The 18,307-nt window shown below is 64.3% G+C and carries 16 protein-coding genes; 9 read left to right on the forward strand and 7 right to left on the reverse strand.

Annotation, left to right across the window (positions count from 1 at the left end; translation table 11 throughout):
* Positions 1 to 48: 48 nt before the first annotated feature.
* Both gluQRS and GCN75_RS17220 read right to left on the reverse strand, forming a co-directional pair.
* Positions 49 to 975, reverse strand: a complete 927-nt coding sequence (gene gluQRS, locus GCN75_RS17215; protein WP_152283559.1) for a tRNA glutamyl-Q(34) synthetase GluQRS — start codon at positions 973 to 975, stop codon at positions 49 to 51.
* A 305-nt stretch (positions 976 to 1,280) separates the two neighbouring features.
* The gene (locus GCN75_RS17220) at positions 1,281 to 2,093 is read right to left on the reverse strand and encodes an outer envelope protein (RefSeq protein WP_152283608.1); all 813 of its coding nucleotides are present in this window, start codon (positions 2,091 to 2,093) and stop codon (positions 1,281 to 1,283) included.
* A gap of 452 nt (positions 2,094 to 2,545) precedes the next feature.
* On the opposite strand from GCN75_RS17220, the gene GCN75_RS17225 reads away from it, so the two are divergent.
* From GCN75_RS17225 to GCN75_RS17250, 6 genes are all read left to right on the forward strand, one after another.
* Complete coding sequence (locus GCN75_RS17225; protein WP_405002825.1) at positions 2,546 to 4,072, forward strand: ABC transporter ATP-binding protein; 1,527 nt, start codon at positions 2,546 to 2,548, stop codon at positions 4,070 to 4,072.
* Positions 4,065 to 5,141 carry an ABC transporter permease gene (locus GCN75_RS17230; protein ID WP_152283560.1) on the forward strand — a complete coding sequence of 359 codons (1,077 nt, stop codon included), beginning with the start codon at positions 4,065 to 4,067 and terminating at the stop codon, positions 5,139 to 5,141. Before GCN75_RS17225 ends, GCN75_RS17230 begins: the two co-directional genes overlap by 8 nt.
* Positions 5,134 to 6,063, forward strand: a complete 930-nt coding sequence (locus GCN75_RS17235) for an ABC transporter permease (protein WP_152283561.1) — start codon at positions 5,134 to 5,136, stop codon at positions 6,061 to 6,063. The genes GCN75_RS17230 and GCN75_RS17235 overlap by 8 nt, the downstream gene beginning before the upstream one ends.
* Positions 6,064 to 6,084: 21 nt before the next feature.
* Positions 6,085 to 7,170, forward strand: a complete 1,086-nt coding sequence (locus GCN75_RS17240; protein WP_152283562.1) for a BMP family ABC transporter substrate-binding protein — start codon at positions 6,085 to 6,087, stop codon at positions 7,168 to 7,170.
* A 114-nt stretch (positions 7,171 to 7,284) separates the two neighbouring features.
* Positions 7,285 to 8,121: an HDOD domain-containing protein gene (locus GCN75_RS17245; RefSeq protein ID WP_099379493.1), complete on the forward strand. Its 837-nt coding sequence runs from the start codon at positions 7,285 to 7,287 to the stop codon at positions 8,119 to 8,121.
* Positions 8,122 to 8,258: 137 nt separating this feature from the next.
* Complete coding sequence (locus GCN75_RS17250; RefSeq protein WP_152283563.1) at positions 8,259 to 9,899, forward strand: M28 family peptidase; 1,641 nt, start codon at positions 8,259 to 8,261, stop codon at positions 9,897 to 9,899.
* Between the two features lie 42 nt (positions 9,900 to 9,941).
* On the opposite strand, the gene GCN75_RS17255 is transcribed toward GCN75_RS17250, so the two are convergent.
* On the reverse strand, positions 9,942 to 11,153 hold the full coding sequence (locus tag GCN75_RS17255; RefSeq protein WP_152283564.1) for an MFS transporter: 1,212 nt from the start codon (positions 11,151 to 11,153) through the stop codon (positions 9,942 to 9,944).
* A 188-nt stretch (positions 11,154 to 11,341) separates the two neighbouring features.
* Positions 11,342 to 12,340 (reverse strand): LLM class flavin-dependent oxidoreductase, encoded by a 999-nt coding sequence (locus GCN75_RS17260; RefSeq protein WP_152283565.1) that lies wholly within the window; start codon positions 12,338 to 12,340, stop codon positions 11,342 to 11,344.
* Between the two features lie 216 nt (positions 12,341 to 12,556).
* On the opposite strand from GCN75_RS17260, the gene GCN75_RS17265 reads away from it, so the two are divergent.
* Both GCN75_RS17265 and GCN75_RS17270 read left to right on the forward strand, forming a co-directional pair.
* Positions 12,557 to 14,062 carry a dipeptidase gene (locus GCN75_RS17265; RefSeq protein WP_152283566.1) on the forward strand — a complete coding sequence of 502 codons (1,506 nt, stop codon included), beginning with the start codon at positions 12,557 to 12,559 and terminating at the stop codon, positions 14,060 to 14,062.
* A gap of 190 nt (positions 14,063 to 14,252) precedes the next feature.
* Positions 14,253 to 15,380, forward strand: coding sequence for a M24 family metallopeptidase (locus tag GCN75_RS17270; RefSeq protein ID WP_152283567.1), 1,128 nt, complete (start codon positions 14,253 to 14,255; stop codon positions 15,378 to 15,380).
* A 106-nt stretch (positions 15,381 to 15,486) separates the two neighbouring features.
* Here the strand turns inward: GCN75_RS17270 and GCN75_RS17275 are convergent, their stop codons facing one another.
* The gene (locus tag GCN75_RS17275; RefSeq protein ID WP_152283568.1) at positions 15,487 to 15,969 is read right to left on the reverse strand and encodes a hypothetical protein; all 483 of its coding nucleotides are present in this window, start codon (positions 15,967 to 15,969) and stop codon (positions 15,487 to 15,489) included.
* A gap of 219 nt (positions 15,970 to 16,188) precedes the next feature.
* Here GCN75_RS17275 and GCN75_RS17280 point away from each other — a divergent pair, with 219 nt between their 5' ends.
* A complete protein-coding gene (locus GCN75_RS17280; RefSeq protein ID WP_152257265.1) occupies positions 16,189 to 16,476 on the forward strand; it encodes a hypothetical protein in 288 nt (95 codons plus the stop codon).
* 19 nt (positions 16,477 to 16,495) lie between these two features.
* Here the strand turns inward: GCN75_RS17280 and GCN75_RS17285 are convergent, their stop codons facing one another.
* Both GCN75_RS17285 and GCN75_RS17290 read right to left on the reverse strand, forming a co-directional pair.
* Entirely contained in the window at positions 16,496 to 16,921 is a 426-nt protein-coding gene (locus GCN75_RS17285) for a VanZ family protein (RefSeq protein ID WP_226941442.1), read from the reverse strand.
* 550 nt (positions 16,922 to 17,471) lie between these two features.
* Positions 17,472 to 18,236: an SDR family NAD(P)-dependent oxidoreductase gene (locus GCN75_RS17290; RefSeq protein WP_152283569.1), complete on the reverse strand. Its 765-nt coding sequence runs from the start codon at positions 18,234 to 18,236 to the stop codon at positions 17,472 to 17,474.
* Between the last annotated feature and the right edge of the window lie 71 nt (positions 18,237 to 18,307).

Below are 18,307 nucleotides of genomic sequence, written 5' to 3' on the forward strand. Positions count from 1 at the left end.
CGCTGGCGCCTGCATTGCTACCCGCCCGGTTCGCCGCGGCGGGTTTTTTTATGCCTGTTCGGGCAGGCGCGCCAGCCGCTGCGCCCAGGCGGGAATCGCTTGCCGCCAGAAGTCGTCCACCTTGTCGGCGCGCACGTCGAGACCGAGGAAACGGGCGGCGGGCAGCAGCGCCGATGCCAGCAGGTCGGCGGCGCTGGTCCCCGTATCGAAGGCAAGCGCGCCCGTCTGCTTCGACAGTTTCTCGCCGCTGCCGTTGGTGACGACAGGCACGTGCAAAAAGCCGGGATGGGGCAAGCCCAGCACATCTTGCAGATACAACTGGCGCGGCGTGGAATCGAGCAAGTCCGCCCCGCGCACCACGTGCGTGATGCCTTGCTCCCCATCGTCGACCACCACGGCCAGCTGGTAGGCCCAGTAGCCATCGCCGCGCAGCACGATGAAGTCGCCCACCTCGCCAGCCAGGTCTTGCTGCTGGGGACCCGCCCAGCGGTCCGTAAAGCCATACACGGCTGGCGGCCCCTGCGGCACGCGCAGCCGCAAGGCCCGTGCCGCCTTGCCCGGCGCCAGGCCATGGCGGCAAGTGCCCGGATACACGGCGACCCCACCCTTGGGCCCGCCCGCCTGCAGCACCGAATCCTGGATTTCCTTGCGCGAACAGCCGCACGCATACACGAGGCCATCGTCCTGCAACTGCTTCAACGCCGCCTCGTACAGCGGCAGGCGCCTGCTTTGCCACGTCGCCTCGCCATCCCAGTGCATGCCGCAGCGCTGCAGGCTGGCCAGGATGCCCAGATCGGCACCCTCGACATTGCGGTCATAGTCCAGATCCTCGATGCGCAACAGCCACGTGCCCAGATGCACCTTCGCATCGAGATAGCTGGCCATGGCGGCAACGAGCGAACCCATGTGCAGAGGACCGGAGGGGGAGGGGGCGAAGCGGCCGATGTAGGGAGAGGTGAGGGGAGAACTGTTCATTCGTGCTGGCAAAAGCGGCTGCGGAGGCAGCATGCGCTCGTGGGGTTGGCTACAGGGTGGAACAAGTATCGGGGAGGGCGGCAGGCCTGTCAAATCATGCGCAATGGCAGGTGATGCCATGTGCATGCCATGTCATCGCGTCTTGCAAGATGCGCGGGGCTGGATCGTGGCGGCGACATGCGGGCGAGGGGGCGAGCCGTATCGGGGGGATTGCCGGCAGTTGTTCCACGGTCGCTCTGCGCCAGCAGGAAAGCTTCATGCTGGCATCAGGCGCGACCGTGTGTGTTGATGCGTAACAATGAATTTTAGAAATGGTACTCCGCGCGTATCATCGGCGTCTTTGCCGTCTGGCCCACGTTGCCCGTGGTGGCGGGCGAGTTGCCGAACTTGTTCTTCCAGTACTGGTATTCCAGGCCCACGCGGAAGGTGTTCTTGGGGCTGCCCAGGGCTGCGCCCACGTCGAACATCACCTGCATGTCGATATTCGTTTCCACTGCCGTCTTGCGTCCCACTTCATCGTTGCCTTTTGAATCGATGAGGTTGAAGAAACCTTCGAACGCGAACAGCGGCGACAGGGGGATGGCCCAGGCGCCCGTCAGCATGGCGTGCGTTTTATAGGTGTAGCGGCCCGTCACTTGCGAGATGGGCGGGAAGGCGCCGCTGGGGGCATTGCTTTCGCGCAGCAACAGCAGGCTGGTGTTGAAGAAGCCGGGCACGTCCCACATCAGGGTGGGGCCGGCCACCAGCATGCGCTTGCGCGAGTTGTAGCCGACGTCATTTTTCGTGTTGACGTCGAAGCCCAGGGTGACGCCGACGCCGCGCACGGGACCGAACTTGATGTCGCTGCCGCGCACCTTGCCGATGTCGATGGTGTTGCGGTAGACGAGATAGGCCTCTTGCGCACCGGATGTCTTGCCGAGCGCGCCAGGGTCCTTGCTGTCGGACATGAGGAAATCGAGGTTGACGAAGTTGCTGCCGTATTTGTAGCCGCTGGCGTGCGTGATGGCAAAGATGTTCTTCTTGATGTCGTCCGGATTGAACGGCTCGCGGTAATCATTGCCGGCGCGCCAGCTCAGCGCGGTATCGCTCCATTCGGCAGCCTGGGCGGTTGCGCCCACGCCCAGGGTGGTGGTGAGGCAGAGCAACAGACACGGTATGGTTTTTGGCACTTTCGGCTCCTGATGGCGGTGTTGAGAAACGGGAACTGGTGATGGCAGGGCGCAGGGGGCTGGCCCACTAGCCCACTAGCGCGCATGAAGCGCTGCGATGGGGCATATTGCGCGCCGTTCAATCCATGATGCGAGAATCGCCGCCCCGGGCGATATGTCTTATCTGCATACTTACTATCAGTTCTTGCATATAATCATCGCACCTTCTCGTCCTTGCGGGGCAAGGCGGCTGCTGTAAAGCTGATAATTTTTTTCAAAATTGTATACAGGTGTTGTTTTTTTGAGGAAATAGAAATGCACGCCGCCGCGCCTGCCCCCCAAGCGCCGCGGATGCCGATACGATAGAGACAGCAGCTTGATTTTTCTTACCGGCCCCGACGCCGGCGACCCCGCAGCGAGGCATGAAAAAAACAATGACGGCACGCCTGGAATTACTCGATATCAGCAAGCGCTATCCGGCCGTGGTGGCCAACGACGGCATCCATCTGACCGTCTTGCCGGGGCAGATCCATGCCGTGCTCGGTGAAAACGGCGCCGGCAAATCGACCTTGATGAAAATCATCTACGGCGCCGTGCAGCCCGATGGCGGCCGCATCGTGTGGAATGGCCGCGAAGTGGAAATCGCCAACCCGTCGGCCGCGCGGGCGCTCGGCATCGCCATGGTGTTCCAGCACTTTTCCCTGTTCGATACCTTGACTGTCACGGAAAACATCGCCCTCGGTTTGCCCGCCGGTACCAACATGGCGGAGCTGGCCCAGCGCATCGAGGCGACGGCGCGCCAGTACGGCCTGGACCTGGAACCGCAGCGCCACGTGCACACGCTTTCCGTGGGCGAATGCCAGCGCGTGGAAATCGTGCGCGCCCTGCTGGCCAAGCCGCAACTGCTGATCCTCGATGAACCGACTTCCGTGCTGACGCCGGGCGCCGTGGAAAAGCTGTTTACGACCTTGCGCCAGCTGGCGGCCGAAGGCTGCAGCATCCTGTACATCAGCCACAAGCTCGACGAAATCCGCGCCCTGTGCCACACGTGCACGGTGGTGCGCGCCGGCAAGAATGCGGGCGTGTGCGACCCCTCGCAGGAATCGGCAGCCAGCCTGTCGCGCATGATGATCGGCGCCGAGCCGCCCGCCGTCACGCGCGTGGCGCGCACGCCCGGTGCGGCCATGCTGAGCGTCAAGAATTTGCATTTGCCGAAGAGCCACCCGTTCGCCACCGAGTTGCGCGATATCAGTTTCGACGTGCGCGCGGGAGAGATCGTCGGCATCGCGGGCGTGTCCGGCAATGGCCAGCAGGAATTGCTGGCCGCCCTGTCGGGCGAGGACTTGCGCGCGGCCCCCGCCAGCATCGTGCTGAACGGCACGCCGGCGGGGCGCCTGCCGCCGGGCCGGCGCCGGGCCCTCGGCTTCGGCTTCGTGCCGGAGGAAAGGCTGGGGCGGGGCGCCGTGCCCGACATGGCGCTGGCCGACAACGTCCTGCTCAGCTGGCAGACACCCGCCACCATCCGCCACGGCTTCGTGCGGCACAAGGTCATCGCGCAGCGGGCGGCCGCCATCATCGCGCGCTTCCAGGTGAAGGCGGGCGGGCCGCAGGCGCTGGCGCGCAGCCTGTCGGGCGGCAACTTGCAGAAATACATAGTCGGACGCGAAGTCATGCGCGAACCCACGGTGCTGGTGGTGGCGCAGCCCACCTGGGGCGTGGACGTGGGCGCGGCCGCGCAAATCCGCGCCGAATTGCTGGCGCTGCGCGATTCCGGTTGCGCGCTGCTCGTCGTGTCGGAGGAACTCGATGAATTGTTCGACATCAGCGACCGCCTGCTGGTAATGGCGAAGGGAAAAATTTCGCCATCGCTCGACGTGGGCGAGGCCAGCGTGAGCCTGGTGGGACAATGGATGAGCGGGCTGTGGCCGCAGGAGGCTGCCCATGGCTAAGTTTGCCTTGCGCCTGGAAGCCCGTCCTGCGCCCTCGCGGCTGATGTCGTGGCTGTCGCCCGTGCTGGCCGTGCTGCTGACCGTGCTGTGCGGCGCGCTGCTGTTTATGGCGCTGGGCCACGATCCGCTGGCGGGCCTGGCCGTGTTCTTCGTGGAACCCTTGCGCGACGCGCATGGCTGGTCCGAGCTGGGCCTCAAGGTGGCGCCGCTGCTGCTGATCGCCGTGGGACTGGCCATCTGTTTTCGCGCCAACATCTACAACATCGGCGCGGAAGGGCAGCTGACCCTGGGCGCCATCTGCGGCGGCGCGGCTGCCCTGTATCTGGACGATGGCGTGGGCGGCGCGGCCATCATCGGCGTGTCCCTGCTGGCCGGCATGGCGGGCGGCATGGCGTGGGCGGGCCTCGTGGCATGGCTGCGCGACCGCTACAACGCCAGCGAAATCCTCGTCTCGCTGATGCTCGTCTACATCGCCCAGTTGCTGCTCAGCTATCTCGTGTATGGCGTGCTGCGCGATCCGGAGGGCTTCAACTTCCCCCAGTCGAAACTGCTGTCCGACGGCTTGCTGCTGCCCATGGTTGTCAGCGATACGCGCTTGCATATGGGCATCGTGTTTGCCTTGCTGGCCTCCTTGGGCGGCTGGCTGTATCTGTCGCGCAGCATTGCGGGATTCCGCCTGCGCGTGGGCGGCATGGCGCCGGCCGCCGCCCGCTATGCAGGGTTTTCCTCGCGCAAGACCCTGTGGTCGTCCTTGCTGATCTGCGGCGCCCTGTCCGGCCTGGCGGGCGCCTGCGAAGTGCTGGGACCGATGGGGCAGCTGACCCCCACGGTCTCGCCCGGCTACGGCTTTGCCGCCATCATCGTCGCCTTCGTGGGGCGGCTGCATCCTGTGGGCGTGATTTTTTCCAGTTTCGTCATGGCCCTGTTTTACATCGGCGGCGAACTGGCGCAATCGCGCCTCGGCTTGCCCAGCGCGATCACGGGCGTGTTCCAGGGCATCTTGCTGTTCGCCTTGCTCGCCTGCGATGTGCTGATCCAATACAAACTGCGCTGGAGAAAACATGGATAACCTGGCCCTGACGATCGCACCGCTGGTCGCCGCCAGCATCAATGCGGGCACGCCGCTGATGCTGGCCGCGCTGGGCCTGCTCGTCAATGAAAAGGCGGGCGTGGTCAACCTGGGCGCGGAAGGCATGATGCTGGTCTCCGCCATCACGGGCTTTGCCGTGGCCGTCAACACGGGCAGCCCCACCCTGGGCTTTCTTGCGGGGGCGGGCGCCAGCATGGTGCTGTCGGGCTTTTTTGCCTGGCTGACCGTGTGGCTGGGCACGAACCAGTACGCGACGGGCCTGGCCTTGTCCTTGTTCGGCGCGGGCGCGTCCACGTATATCGGTCTGAACTATGTGGGCAACAGCTTGCAGAATGGGCGCTTCGGCATCCCCTTGCTGGAAGACATACCCGTGCTGGGGCCGGCCCTGTTCCGCCAGCATCCGATGGTGTATTTGTCCCTGCTGCTGTGCCTGGCCATCGCCTGGTTTTTGTACCGCACGCGGGCGGGACTGGTGCTGCGCGCCGTGGGCGAGTCGCCCGCATCCGCGCATGCGCTGGGCTACCCCGTGCGCCGCATCCGCCTGGCGGCAGTGCTGTTCGGCGGCGCCTGCTGCGGCCTGGCCGGCGCCTTTTTATCGCTCGTCTACACGCCGCTGTGGGTCGAGGGCATGGTGGCGGGACGGGGCTGGATCGCGCTGGCGCTGACCACGTTTGCCACCTGGCGCCCCGCGCGCGTGGTGGGCGGCGCCTACCTGTTTGGCGGCATCACGATCTTGACTTTCCACGCGCAGGCGCTGGGCGTGCCCGTCGCGTCGCAGCTGTTGTCGATGCTGCCGTATGTGGCAGCCATCGTCGTGCTCGTGCTCATTTCCAGCAATGCCAATTACATCAAGCTCAACATGCCCGCTTCGTTGGGGAAAAATTTCAATCCGGGAAATTAATCACTCACCACAAGGAAAACCATGTCCAAGAAACTATTGTGTGCCGCTGCCTGCGGTGCCGCGCTGATGTCCGCCATGCCCGCCATGGCCGCCGCGCCCGCCACCGCGCCGCTGAATGTCGGTTTTGTTTACATCAGCCCCATCGGCGATGCGGGCTGGACTACCCAGCATGATCAGGCCCGCAAGGAAATGGAAAAGGCGCTGGGCAGCAAGATCACCACCAAGTATGTGGAAAACGTGCCGGAGAGCGCCGATGCGGAGCGCGTGATCCGCGACCTGGCGCAAACGGGCAGCAAGCTGGTCATCACGACTTCGTTTGGCTACATGAATCCCACCTTGAAAGTGGCGAAGCAATTTCCTAATGTGAAGTTCATTCATTTGACCGGCTACAAGACGGCGCCCAACGTGGCCAATACCAACGCCCGTTTCTACGAAGGCCGCTACCTGGCCGGCGTGTTGGCCGGCAAGATGAGCAAGACCCATGTGGCCGGCTATGTGGCGGCGTTCCCCATCCCGGAAGTATTGCAGGGAGTGAACGCCTTCACGCGCGGCATGCGCAGCGTGGACCCCAAGGCGGAAGTGAAAGTGGTGTGGGTCAATAGCTGGTTCGACCCGGGCAAGGAGCGCGACGCGGCCATCACCCTGATCGGCCAGGGCGCCGACGTGGTCACCCACCACACGGACTCCACCGCCGTGGTGCAGGCGGCGGAAGAGAAGGGCAAGTATGCGATCGCCTACCATTCGGACATGAAAAAGTACGGGCCGAAGGCGCAGCTGGCCGCCGTCACCCACCATTGGGGCGACTACTATACGAAGCAGGCGCAAGCCGTGCTGGACGGTACGTGGAAGTCCAGCAGCACCTGGGGCGGCATCAAGGATGGCATGGTCAAGCTGGAAGGCATCAACGCTGCCGTGCCCGCCGACGTGAAACAGTTTGTATTGGCGCGCGAGAAAGACTTGGTTGCTGGAAAACTCAATCCTTTCAGCGCACCCATCAAGGATAACGACGGCAAAGTGCGCCTGGACAAAGGCGTGCTGGACGATGCGGCGCTGACGAAGATGGATTATTTTGTCGAAGGCGTGGCAGGAAAAGTTTCCGGAAAGTAATAGGTTTGAGTATAAACTTGCTGTAATATTGCCGGAAACGGGAGCCGGGCCGGGAGCGCATTCCGGCCCATCCACACAGCAGAGCCTGAACAGGCCCGTACCGGAGATTGACCCATGGATAGACTGGAAGTATTCAAGATTATCGCGCTGCAAGCGAGCAAGGGCGAGCTGACGTTCCCCGCCAACGTCAAGGCCACCTTGAAGCTGCAGGAAGCGCTGGACGACCCCGATTGCCATATCGAAGCGGCCGCCCGCATGGTCATGGCCGAGCCGCTGCTGTCGGCGCGGGTCGTGGCATTGGCCAACTCGGCCGCCTACAACCGTTCCGGCAATGAAATCGCCAATGTGCGCGCAGCCGTTTCGCGCCTGGGCTTTGCCACGTTGAAGTCGATGGTGGCGTCCGTCATCGTGCGCCAGCTGGGCAGCCAGATCACGGACCCGCAATTGCGCGCCAAGGCGGCCAAGCTGTGGGAACACACGGCCCACGTGGCCGCGCTGAGCCAGGTGATTGCCAGGAAAGTCACGCATGTGGACGTGGAAACGGCCATGTTTGCCGCCATCGTGCACGAAGTGGGCGGCTTCTATCTGCTGTCGCGCGCCGAGGAATATCCGGGCTTGCTGGACGATAATACGGAAGACTGGATCGAATACGGCGAAAAACTGATCGGCCGCGGCGTGCTGCGCCAGCTGCAAGTGCCGGACATGGTCTTGCAGGCCGTGGAAGGCATGTGGCACGGCGGCAGCCCGTTCCCGCCCCGCACCCTGGGTGCGACCCTGGTGCTGGCCAACGATCTGTCGCCCGTCGGCTCGCCCCTGCATCCGCCGGAAAGCGCCGCGCGTCGCCAGGCGGCCGCGAAGATCGACTTCGGCATCGGCGGCAGCACCCTGCACACCATCCTCGAGGAATCGGCCGAGGAAATCGAATCGCTGGCGGCCGCCTTGCTGGTCTGACGCAGCGTCCATCGCCCATCCCCGCCCTTGCCGCGGGGATTTTTTTCGTCCGCATTTTGACGTGCTTGCGCCATGGCATACAATCGCCGGCCCGGCTATCCGCCGGACCGCTTTCCTCCTCTTATCAAAAGGATCTTATGCAGAAGCTGTTTTCTTCCCTGGCCTTCACGGCGCTCGCTTCCAGCCTGGCGCTGGCGTTTTCTGCGCACGCCGCCGCGCCTGCCGCGCACGGCTTGCCCATCGTGCAGGAAGCGCCGCTGCGCGCCCACCTGGCCTTCCTGTCGAACGATTTATTGGAAGGCCGCGGCACGGGCCAGCGTGGCGCCGACCTGACCGTGGCCTACCTGGAAACGCAGGCGCAGATGGCCGGACTGAAACCCGTGCGCGGCAACAGCTACCGCCAGAGCGTGCAAATTGCCGGCGTGAAGTCCTTGCCGCAAGACAGCAGCCTGCAGGCCGTGGCGGGCGGCAAGGCCGTGCCGCTGGCCTTCGGTCCGGACTGGGTGTGGGCCACGGGCGACTCCGTTGCCGCGCACACGTTCGACGCGCCCCTCGTGTTCGTCGGCTATGGCATCACGGCGCCGGAAGAGGGCTGGAACGATTTCAAGGGCGCCGATGTCAAAAACAAGATCGTCGTCATGATGGTCAACGACCCGCAGCCGACCGCGCTTGAACCGAACCGCTTCGCCGGCAAGGCGCTGACCTATTATGGCCGCTGGACGTATAAATTCGAGGAAGCCAAGCGCCAGGGCGCCGCTGGCGTATTGCTGATCCATACGAAACCATCGGCCTCGTACGACTGGAGCGTGGTGCAGAACAGCTGGAGCGGCAGCGAGCGCTTCCAGCTGGCGGACCGCACGGCTGGCACGCCGCTGCAAGGCTGGATCGCGGAAGACGCGGCGCGCCGCCTGTTTGCGGCCGGTGGACAGGACCTGGACGCCTTGCGCGCGCAGGCGGAAAGCAAGGATTTCAAGGCTGTCGCATTGAATGCCAGCTTGAGCGGCGAAATGAAATCCGCCGTGCGCAAGGTGGAACAGTTCAATATCGCCGGCATGGTGCCGGGCACCGATCCGACACTCAAGGATGAAGCCGTCATCTACAGCGGCCACTGGGACCACCTGGGCAAGCAGGGAGACAGCGGAGATACGATCTACAACGGCGCCGTCGACAATGCGTCGGGCACGGCCGGCTTGCTGGCCATGGCGCAGGAAGCCGTGAAAAAGCCGGCCAAGCGCACGCAGATTTTCCTGTGGGTGGCGGCCGAAGAACAGGGTTTATTGGGCAGCGCCGCCTACGCGGCCGATCCGCTGTGGCCCTTGAACAAGACGGCTGCCGCCCTGAACCTGGACAGCCTGAACTTTGTGGGCGCCACGCATGACATCGGCGCGCAAGGCAGCGAGCGCACGGACCTGGGCGCCATGGCGGCCACGGTGGCGAAAGCCATGGGCATGCATATCGCGCAAGCGCGTCCCGACCTGGCGGGCGGCTACTTCCGCAGCGATCATTTCAGCTTTGCCAAGGCAGGCGTGCCCGCGTTTTCCATCAATGGCGGACGCGAGTACATCAAGGACGTGGAAGCGTCGAAAGCCAAGGCGGCCGCCTACGGTCCCCGCTACCATCAGGTCACCGACGAGTACGATGCCAGCTGGGACTTGTCCGGCATGACGCAGCAGGCGCAATTCACGCTGAACCTGGGGCAGGCCGTGGCCAACGCCGCGAAAATGCCGGCCTGGAAGGCGGGCGACGCGTTCGGCAAGGCGCGCGAACAGGCGCAGTAAGGACGTAAAAAACCGCTCGATGGAGCGGTTTTTTTTTGCCTCTTATGTCCGTTCCAGCCGGCGCTGCGTGTGGCGGTACTTGCTCCACACCAGCAGCATCAGCAGCGGCATGGCGCCGCCGACCATGCACAGGGCGGGCCAGCCGCCGGCCGCAAAACTGGCGCTGGCCAGGGCCGAGCCTGCCGAGGCGCCGATGAAGCCGCCCGCGATGAATACCGTGGTGACCCGCGCCCGCGCGTGCGGCGCCAGCTTATAGATGATGGACTGGTGCGTCACTTGCAGGCCCATCACGCCCATGTCCAGCAGCACGATACCGATCAGCAGCAGCACCAGCGAATGGGCGCCAAAGCCGATCAGGGCCCAGCCCGCGATCGAGGCGACGGCCAGCAGCCAGGTTGCCTGGCGCGCATAGCCGCGGTCGGCCATGCGACCTGCCGTATTCGCGGCAAAGGCACCCGTGGCGCCCGCCAGGCCGAACAGGCCGATCTGCATTTCCGAATAGTGATACGGCGCGCCGCTGAGCAGGAAGGTCAGGCCCGTCCAGAACACGCTGAAGGTACCCAGGCCCAGGCCCGAGAACAGCGCGCGCTGGCGCAGCAGCGGTTCCTGGCGGATGATGTCGGCCAGCGAGGCCATCAGCTTGCCGTAGTGCAGCGTGCCGCGTGGCGCTTCATTGGGCAGGATGCGGCGCAGCATGAGGAGCAGGGCTGCGACGACGATGGCGGCCAGCACGTAGACGGTGCGCCAGCCGCCGCTGATCTGCGACACGGTGCCGGACACGGTACGCGCCAGCAAGATGCCCAGTAACAGTCCCGTCATGACGGTGCCCACCATGCGGCCCCGGCTGTGGTCGGGCGCATACGAGGCCACCATGGCGGTGACCACCATCAGGGCGCTGGACGTGATGCCCATCAGGACGCTGGCGATGGCAAAGACGACAATGTTCTGGCTGGTGGCAGCCAGCAGCAGGGCGGCGATCTTGGCGATCAGCATCCACGTCAGCAGCTTGCGGCGGTTCAGCACGTCGCTGAGCGGCACGAGGAAGACGATGCCCAGCACATAGCCAATTTGCGTGGCCGTGACCAGGTAGCCGGCTTGCGGCACGCTGACGCCGAACGAAGCGGCCAGCATGGAGGTGAGCGGTTGCACGTAGTAGAGGCTGGCGACGAGCACGCCGGCGGACAGGGCGAACAACAGGATGCGGGTGGAGCTCAGCAGGGTGCTGGCATCGACGGAAGAGCTTGCAGATTTCATGCGGTACAGCTTTCTTGGAATAATGCTTTTGGATGAGCATGATAGCGGGGCTGCACATTTCCTGCCGGGCAGGGCCGATTTTGCGGCGGGGGGTAGACAAAACGGCAGGCAAAAAAATCCCGGCGATCGTTGCCGACGGCCGGGGAAAGGGTATATGGGGATATACCGGGGGAGGAAGAAAAGGTCTGTTACCGTTGCTGCGCCAGCTCCGCATGCACCTGCGCCGTGATTTCATACGAGCGCAGCCGGTGCTGGTGTTCGAAGATCTGCGAGGTGATCATCAGCTCGTCGGCACCCGTTTCTGCGATGAAGGCGGCCATCTTCGCCTTCACCGTGTCCGGCGCGCCGATGGCCGTGCAGGACAGGACGGAATCGAGCATGGCGCGTTCCTGCGGGCCCAGCTGTTCCAGGTAGCCGGGCACGGGCGGCTGCAAGCGCGACGGGCGGCCCGTGCGCAGGTTGACGAACGCCTGCTGCATCGATGTGGCGCGCAGATGCGCTTCGGCATCCGTGTCGGCGGCAAACACGTTAAAGCCAAGCATCACGTATGGCTTGGCCAGCTGCTTCGACGGCTTGAAATGCTCGCGGTAATAGGCCACGGCCTGCATCATCATTTGCGGCGCGAAGTGCGAGGCGAACGCATAAGGCAAGCCCAGGTGGGCGGCCAGTTGGGCGCCGAACAGGCTCGACCCCAGTATCCACACGGGCACTTTCGCGCCTTTGCCAGGCACGGCCAGCACGCGCTGGCGCGGTTCGTCGGACATGTAATCGATCAATTCCAGCACGTCTTGCGGAAACTGTTCCGCATCCGACTGCAGGTCGCGGCGCAGCGCGCGCGCCGTCGTCTGGTCGGAGCCGGGCGCGCGGCCCAGGCCCAGGTCGATGCGGCCCGGATGCAGCGCTTCCAGGGTGCCGAACTGTTCCGCGATGACCAGCGGCGAATGGTTGGGCAGCATGACGCCGCCTGCACCCACGCGGATGGTTTTCGTGCCGGCCGCCACATGGGCGATGACGACAGCCGTGGCGGCGCTGGCGATGCCGGGCATGCCGTGGTGTTCGGCCAGCCAGTAGCGGTTGTAGCCCCAGCGTTCGCCGTGCTGCGCCAGGTCGAGCGTATTCTTGAACGACTGGCTGGCGTTGCTGCCTTCGGCGATGGGCGCCAGGTCGAGTATGGAAAATGGAATCATGGTAGCGATATCGGGACGTGGTGGAAAATCACAATGGACGATTTGTCTATCCCCTGACGCTGGCAGGGTCACCCATGACAGCGCGGCGGGGAAGACAGGCTGCGCACATGATAATGCGAATCGGGAATTTGCGTACTGATCGGTAAAAAACTCGTATCGATTGGAAATCGGTGCGGGCGGTGCTAGAGTGGGCCTCCCCACTTTATGCGCCCCGCCATGTTCAAGAAACCTGTTTTGCTGTCCCTGATCGGCTTGCTGCTGCAACCCTCCGTTCACGCCGCGCCCGTCAGCCTGCAGGCGCAGGACACGGCCCGCTACGCGCTGGCCACCTATCCCGAACCGCTGATCGCCAGCCTGGCGAAGATGATCAGCTACAACACGGTGGCCGACCCGGCCGTGCCGTTTGACGACAATCCCCAGCACACGGGTTTCAAGCGCTACCTGGCGGCCGAGGCACAGCGCCTGGGTTTCGATTTCCACGACCATGGCCACGTGGTGATCATCGGCATGGGCAAGGGCAGCGAGCGCGTGGGCGTGATCACGCACGGCGACGTGCAGCCCGTCAATCCCGCCAAGTGGGCCCGTTCGCCGTTCGAACTGGACCGCAGCAGCGAACCGGGCAAGTTGCTGGGGCGTGGCACGGAAGACGACAAGGGACCGATTGCCACGGCCCTGTACGCGATGAAAGCCATCCAGGACAAACAGGTAGCGCTGAGCAAGCGCATCGAGCTGTACGTCTACATGGCCGAGGAATCGGACTGGGAACCGCTGAAACAATTCCTCCAGACCCACACGCCGCCGCAAGTCAACATCACCATCGATGCGGAATACCCGGTGGTGACGGCCGAGAAGGGCTATGGCTCCATCAAGCTGACCTTGCCGCCGCGCACGGCCTTGCCGGCCGCAGGCGGCCCCGTGCTGGCGAAACTGACGGGCGGCTTTTTCGGCAGCCAGATACCGGAAGATGCGACGGCCGTCATCGAACGCGCGCCGGCAGCGCTGGAAGCGGCCATCCGCGCCCGTGCGCAGGCGCAAAAGGGCATGCGCTACAGCTACGCGCGCGCTGGCGATACCTTGACGGTAACGGCGCTGGGCGTATCGGCCCACTCGTCGAAGCCGGAAGACGGCGTCAACGCCATCAGCATGCTGGCCGACGCGCTGGCCGTGCAGCCATGGCAGGGCACGCAGGCGGCCGACATGTTGTCGTTCCTGAATGAACTGGTGGGCACGGGCATCTACGGCGAGCGTTTCGGCCAGATCGCCTACCGCGACGGCTTCATGGGGCCGATGACGGTGGCGCCCACCGTGCTCAGGCAACAGGGCGCAGCGCTGGAACTGAACATCAACCTGCGCCGTCCGCAAGGCAAGGCAGCCGACGTGCTGCGCCAGCAGGTGACGGCCGCCTTCGATGGCTGGAAAGCGCGGCGCCAGGTGCCGGCCGCGCTGCAGGTGCAGATCGGCGAGCCGTGGCTGCAGACGGCGGCGCCGCAGATTCCCACCCTGTTGTCCGTCTTCGAACACTACACGGGCATGGCGAATCCGCAGCCCGTTGCCATCGGCGGCGGCACCAATTCGCGGCTGTTCCCGAACGCCGTCAGCTTCGGCCCCGCCATGCCGCACACCGTGTACACGGGGCATTCGGAGCACGAGTTCATCACGGAAAAGCAGCTGCTGCTGAACTTGCAGATGTACACGGCCGTCCTCATCGAACTGGCGAAATAGCCGCTTGAAAAAATAGAAGGAAGTCATAGACTGCAAGCTTGGGACTAGTCCGGGCGCCGAACTTTTTTCGTGTGTACCTGTCATATGTCTCCATGGATGGGAGGGCAGTTATGCATAGCAAGCAAGGAGCCTGGCAGGCAGCCTGCGGGCTGGAGACATGCGCGTGTCCGGTGCGCGGCAGGGAGTGGCCATGAACTGGCCGCTGGAACTGGAAGTGGCGCACAAGCTGGCGCAGATGCGGGGCTGGCTGGAAGACCAGCGTGCTGGCGCCGTGCGTTTGCGCGGCGTGGACTGGTTTGCGTGGGCTACGGCGGGCGCGTCGAACAGCCATAGCCACACGGCCGAGTGCGGCTGTGCGGAAGTGCTGGTGACGCGCGGCGCAGCCTACATCCTGACGGACGAAGCGGAAGCCATGCGCATGCGCGAGGAAGAGGTGCGCGGACCGTGGACATGGCAAGTGTCGCCCTGGATGCAGCCGCAGCTGTATGAGCTGCGCGAGCATTTCGTGCAGCATGCGGCCGGCGGCGCGCCCGTGCTGTCCGACCGGCCCGGCTTGCATGAACGTAGCCTGCCCGTGGCCCTGCGCGAAGAGCGGCTGGTGCTGCTGGAATCGGAACAACTGCGTTACCGGCAGGTGGGGCAACTGGCTGCCGGCGCGGCGGCGGATGCGCTGCGCCAGGCCCGTCCCGACTGGAGCGAGCAGGAACTGGCTGCCGCCTGCGTGCGTGCGCTGTGGCTGCGGGGTTTGCAGGCCGTGCACGTGCTGGTCAGCGGAGAGGACCGCCAGCACCGTTACCGGCGTGCACCGCCTGCCCAGGTGCTGCTGGGCACGCAAGCCGTGCTGGCCTTGTGCGCGCGGCGTTTCGGCCTGTGCGCCAGCCTCAGCCGTCAACGGCGCTTCGGTCCCGCGCAGCGCCGCGCCGACGGCGGGGCCGTGGCCATGGACGATGCCGATGCCGCCATGCTGGCGCTGGAAGCGGTGGCGCTCGACGCTTGCGAAACGGGCCATGCGCTGAGCATGGTGTATCACGCGCTCGACAGCGCCTACGCGTATGCGGGCCAGCCCGACACGGTGCGCACCAGCCGGCAAGGCGGCATCCACGGCTATCTGGCGCCCGAAGTGGCGGCCGGCGCGCACACGGAAATCCTCCTCAAGCGGGGCATGGCGCTGGCCTTCCATCCCAGCTTGCCCGGCAGTACGGTGGAAGACACGTTTCTGCTCGACGGCAACCAATTGCACAACCTGACGCACGACCCGGCCTGGCCCTCGGCCGTGGTGCAGGGACGCCGCCGGCCGCTGACCCTGGCGCTGGCCTGAGCGGGCCAGGTGCGGCAGCGAGACAGAGGCCGGGACCGGAACCGGGACAGCGGCCGGCTTTGGTCAGGCGTTGGTCAGGCTTTGGTCAGTCGCGCTTGGGCCGGTCTCAATAGCGCTGCATAACGCCTTTTTGCACGCTGACCCGGTCGCCGATCTGGAAGGCTGGTTGGCTGTTCTGCATGAAGGTGCGCGTCGTGCCGTCGTCCAGGCGCAAGGTGACGCGGTAGAGCATATTGCCCGCCGCCCCCGAAGTGCTGCCGGCCGTGCCCGATGTGCCTGACTGCATGTCGGCACTGCCTTGATCCATGCTGCGCGGCACGGTTTCTATCGATTGCACCGTGGCCGAGCTGATGTTCATGCTCGATGGGCTCATGTCATTGCGCATGTCGCTGCTCGTGCTGCTGCTCATGGCGTTGCCGGTGTCGGTGGCCGTGCGGCTGGCCGTACTGCTTTGCGGCGTCGTGCCGGCCGGTGCGGCATAGGTTTCGCCGCTATTGCTGCGTGCCAGATTGGTATTGTCGTTGGCGTGGCAAGCTGCCAGCAAGATACAGCTCAGGCCGGCCAGCAGCAGGGTTTTTTTCGATCTCATCTTGGTCTCCTCATGGTCGAACACTCAGGATCGGCACCCGCGGTGATGCGGATGGCAGCGATTGCTGCATGTAAGAGCATGGCGGGGCAGGGATGTTCGGCAGCTGTCATTGCCCATTGAGCTAGATCAATGGGCTAATTGCCGTGCTTGGTATAAAGATGCTGGCAATCATTCGTTCGTGCTCCAGCACGTTTCCTCACTGCTGAATCGGGAGAAAAAATGTCATCTGGTCCTACCGCAAAACTGATCGATGAGTTGGTGCTGGCCGTGGGCGGCACTGCGCACGATGCCCGCGCGCGCCATGTCCTGGCCCAGGCCTTGCATGGCCTGGTGCGGCTGGCGCGCTCGGAACAGTTGCTGGACATGCAGCGCGATGCGGCGCGCGCCGTGGGCGCCGGCAGCCGGCGCGAGACGCGTGCCCTGATGCGGCGCCTGGGCACAGGCAGTACGCGCGGCCAGCGGCAGTTGCGGCTGGAATGGCAGGACAGCGAAGCGGATCGCGCCTGACGGCTTGTCAGGCCCCGGTTCAGGCTTCGGGCAGCGGCGCGTTCTTGCCGAGGGCGGCAGCGACCATTTTCGGCCAGAGGAAATACAGGGGCAGGCAGACTGCCGTCGCGGCCGTGACATCGACCACCCAGTCGCTGACGGCGCCATGGCGGTAGGGCAGGAAACTCTGGATGAATTCGTCCAGCGCGCCCATGGCCGCCACCATCAGCACCGACAGCAGTGCCCGGCGTGCCATGCCGCCGCTCGTGCCGCTGAACAGGATCAGGGCCAGCACGCCATAACCGAAGGAATGCAGCACGCCGCCCGACGCATATTGGGCCACGTCCGCGCGCATGCCGGGAATATCGCCGATCACAATGACCAGTATGTACAGCACCACTGCCGTGCGGTAGCGCAGGCGTTCGTAACGTTCGGCAAAACAGAGTTCGGGCAATGGTACAGGCATGATGCGTGAGGGCTGGTGGAAAGGCAGTCACAATATCATGCGCGTGGCGGGACGCCATGTTTTTGCACAAGAGCTTGCCGTACAGGCAAAAAAAAGGCCCGCGGGGGCGCGGGCCAAAAACCCAAATGAAATGGGTCAAGAGTTGAGAGTTGCCTGGTACTCACCATGTCGCGCGCCTTGCCGGCGCGCGCCATGGTCATGAAAGGGGAGTGGTGTGCCATGGCGGCACACCTGTCTGTAGTCAGGCATATCGGTTGCCTGTACAGCAGATGAAGCAAGTATAGGGGGCGAACATGACGGGCTTATGACACGCCGCAACATTTTTTCGCGATCGAGATATTTAATCGAGGAAATTGCACGTCATGGCAAGAATGACCATGTTTCAAGCGTGACAGCAAAAAAAAAGCCCGCTGGTGAAAGCGGGCTTAAAACTATTTTCTTGGAGGAGAATAGTGGAGACAGGTGCATTATGCTGCGTCGCACGATATGTGTCTAATGGTCTTTTCAGATATCCATTATTGGTTTTTGATATAACTGCCTTGAGCTGTCCTCATTCCTTCACGGCCACCGTGTAGTTGAGCGCCATGCGCCCGCCATCGACATAGATGGTCTGGCCCGTCATGTAGGTGGCGTCGTCGCTGGCGAGGAAGGCGGCGATGCCGGCCACTTCCTCCGGTTCGCCGCAGCGGCCCAGCGGCGTGCGCGACAAGATCGTGTGGCGCGCCTGCGGGCTGGACAATACCGCCTGCTTGGCCAGTTCCGTCAGGATGGTGCCCGGTCCGATGCCGTTCACGCGCACGCCGTGCGGCGCCAGGTTCAGGGCCATGACCTTGGTCAGCTGGTTGATGGCGCCTTTCGACACCACATACGGCACCTGGTTCGGGATCGCCAGTTCCGCGTTGACGCTGGACATGTTGATGATGCAGCCGCTGCTGCGCTTGACCATTTCGCGCGCCACGGCCTGGCCGCACAGGAACATCGATTTCAGGTTGATGCGCATGACGCGGTCGAAATCATCTTCGCACACGTCGAGGAAATCGGCCGCGTGCGTGACGCCCGCATTGTTGACGAGGATATCGATGTGGCCGAACTGGGCCAGGGTTTCCTTCAGCATGGCGTCCACATCCGCCTTCTGGCTGACGTCGGCGCAAAAGAAATGCGCCTGCGGGCCGAGGGCGGCGGCTGCCTGCGCGCCTTCTTCCTTGATGTCGACCAGCATCACTTGCGCCCCTTCGGCGATCAGGCGGGTGGCGCAGGCCAGGCCGATGCCTTGCGTGGCGCCCGTGACGATGGCGGTTTTATTGATCAGTTTCATGTGCTCTCCTGGGCGGGTGGGGCGCGCTGCCATTGCGCGCGGCAATGGCAGATTTTAATCCCTGGACAGGA

This window comes from Janthinobacterium violaceinigrum (assembly GCF_009208555.1).
GTDB classification, from domain to species: domain Bacteria; phylum Pseudomonadota; class Gammaproteobacteria; order Burkholderiales; family Burkholderiaceae_D; genus Janthinobacterium; species Janthinobacterium violaceinigrum.

Bases quoted from the DNA above. Each gene is read 5' to 3' on its own strand.
- gluQRS (WP_152283559.1), bottom strand. From the start codon at position 975: ATGAACAGTTCTCCCCTCACCTCTCCCTACATCGGCCGCTTCGCCCCC.
- GCN75_RS17225 (WP_405002825.1), top strand. From the start codon at position 2,546: ATGAAAAAAACAATGACGGCACGCCTGGAATTACTCGATATCAGCAAG.
- GCN75_RS17230 (WP_152283560.1), top strand. From the start codon at position 4,065: ATGGCTAAGTTTGCCTTGCGCCTGGAAGCCCGTCCTGCGCCCTCGCGG.
- GCN75_RS17235 (WP_152283561.1), top strand. From the start codon at position 5,134: ATGGATAACCTGGCCCTGACGATCGCACCGCTGGTCGCCGCCAGCATC.
- GCN75_RS17240 (WP_152283562.1), top strand. From the start codon at position 6,085: ATGTCCAAGAAACTATTGTGTGCCGCTGCCTGCGGTGCCGCGCTGATG.
- GCN75_RS17245 (WP_099379493.1), top strand. From the start codon at position 7,285: ATGGATAGACTGGAAGTATTCAAGATTATCGCGCTGCAAGCGAGCAAG.
- GCN75_RS17250 (WP_152283563.1), top strand. From the start codon at position 8,259: ATGCAGAAGCTGTTTTCTTCCCTGGCCTTCACGGCGCTCGCTTCCAGC.
- GCN75_RS17255 (WP_152283564.1), bottom strand. From the start codon at position 11,153: ATGAAATCTGCAAGCTCTTCCGTCGATGCCAGCACCCTGCTGAGCTCC.
- GCN75_RS17260 (WP_152283565.1), bottom strand. From the start codon at position 12,340: ATGATTCCATTTTCCATACTCGACCTGGCGCCCATCGCCGAAGGCAGC.
- GCN75_RS17265 (WP_152283566.1), top strand. From the start codon at position 12,557: ATGTTCAAGAAACCTGTTTTGCTGTCCCTGATCGGCTTGCTGCTGCAA.
- GCN75_RS17270 (WP_152283567.1), top strand. From the start codon at position 14,253: ATGAACTGGCCGCTGGAACTGGAAGTGGCGCACAAGCTGGCGCAGATG.
- GCN75_RS17275 (WP_152283568.1), bottom strand. From the start codon at position 15,969: ATGAGATCGAAAAAAACCCTGCTGCTGGCCGGCCTGAGCTGTATCTTG.
- GCN75_RS17280 (WP_152257265.1), top strand. From the start codon at position 16,189: ATGTCATCTGGTCCTACCGCAAAACTGATCGATGAGTTGGTGCTGGCC.
- GCN75_RS17285 (WP_226941442.1), bottom strand. From the start codon at position 16,921: ATGCCTGTACCATTGCCCGAACTCTGTTTTGCCGAACGTTACGAACGC.
- GCN75_RS17290 (WP_152283569.1), bottom strand. From the start codon at position 18,236: ATGAAACTGATCAATAAAACCGCCATCGTCACGGGCGCCACGCAAGGC.